Raw genomic sequence first — 1698 nt, 5'->3', positions numbered from 1 at the left:
TCAGATTGTAGACAAAGTCACGTTTCAGGCGAACTGAAACGTGACTTTGTCGTTTTCGGGCCTTTAGGCGCTCTGCCCGAGCCCCTTTTCAGGCGGGCTGGGCGTTCTTCCATGCCCAGCCCGCCATCTTCTTGAGATTGAGGGCAGCAAAAGTAAGCATCGCCTGCATTGAAACTTTTTCAAGTCCCCGATAACGGGTCCAACGCATGCCATGCTTCTCTTTTGCGTCCGCGAACACGCGCTCGACCGTCTGTTTACGACGGTCATAGATGTTGCGGTTCAATTCCGTGTGGCGGAGGTCTTCGACCTCGTCCATATAGGGTTGCCAGAGGTGTCGCTCGATTATCCGCTGGTGCTTCTGGCTCTTCGTGCACTGCTCGAGCAGCGGGCAGTTCACACAAACCGCGGGATTCGAGACGTACTTGCGTTTCCCCTCGCGCATCGTCGTACTGTACGTTAATAACTCGTTGTTTGGGCAGATGTAGACGTCATGGTGCTCGTCGTAGATGAAATCCTTGGTCTTGAAGGCGCCCTTCTTACCCTTCGGGCGAGTGTATGGGAAGACCGGCAGGATCCCACGGTCAATCAGCAGCTTGGCAATGGCCGGATTTTTATAGGCGGAGTCGGCAGCGACGGCGAACGGTTGAATCAGGCGGTCGGAGACCTTGTCGAGCAGATCGGGGAACGCTACACTATCGTGCACGTTACCCGGTGTGACGATAGCACCGAGCACGAACCCATGGGCGTCGCTCGCCGCATGGACAGAGTAAGCGAACTGCTTCTCACGCTCACCTTTTACGTAATATCCACTCTCAGGGTCTGTCGTGCTGACCTTGATTTCCTTCGTCTCCTCCGCCTGATTCTTTTTTGGCCCTAAGGGCTTCTTTCCACTTTCTTCGCGGTCTCGCTCGACCTCGGCATCGAGTTGTTCCTGATAGTGTTTCACCTCTTGCCGGACGGTCTTCTTGACGAGCTTCCGCTTGTTTGCGTTCGCTTTGACGTGTGTCGAGTCTACGAATAGGACGGCGCGATCGATGAACCCTGCGTCCGCAGCCTGTTCAAGGATATGATAGAAGATGTCGTCGAATAAGCTCGTGTACTGAAACCGACGCACATAGTTCTTCCCGAACGTCGAGAAATGTGGCACCTTGTCCGTGAATCCGAACCCGAGAAACCAACGGTATGCGACGTTCGTCTCGATCTCACGAATTGTCTGTCGCATGGATCGGATACCGAACAGGTACTGAAGGAAGGCCATCTTGATCAGGACGACAGGGTCGACGCTTGGCCGGCCACGGTCCTCAGAATATAAGTCCTCCACGAGCGGATAGATGAACTCAAAGTCGATCACCGCCTCGATTTTTCGGACCAGATGGTCCGCTGGCACAAGCTCGTCGAGCGTGACCATCTCCAGTTGTGTCCGATTGGTTTCCGATTCTGTTGATTTCCTGATCATCCGATTCGCCTCCATAATTGTTTCTATATCTCTCATTATAAAAAAGCGACGACGGTACGAAAAGAGGGATTGATGCGTGGGCCGACTGCGGGCACGGCGAGACTTCCAGGGGATTAGCAAGCAAAGGGAGACCCAGCAGCGACAAAGTCGCGATGCGGCTCCCTGCTTGCCCCCAGAAAAGCGAGCTGTGCCCGGTCGGGCAAATAAAAAAGACTGCAGACAATGTTTTGTCTACAGTCTGA

1 protein-coding gene is annotated in these 1698 nt (G+C 54.0%); it reads right to left on the bottom strand.

The window, feature by feature from the left end:
• Nucleotides 1–88 precede the first annotated feature (88 nt).
• Entirely contained in the window at nt 89–1456 is a 1368-nt protein-coding gene (locus KNP64_RS14650) for an IS1182 family transposase (RefSeq protein ID WP_214794160.1), read from the bottom strand.
• Nucleotides 1457–1698: the final 242 nt, after the last annotated feature.

It is taken from the genome of Exiguobacterium sp. s64 (genome assembly GCF_018618035.1).
Classification (GTDB): Bacteria; Bacillota; Bacilli; order Exiguobacteriales; family Exiguobacteriaceae; genus Exiguobacterium; species Exiguobacterium mexicanum_A.
Note: the sequence above shows the minus strand (reverse complement) of the source record. Positions and strands in the feature narration are given on the sequence as shown.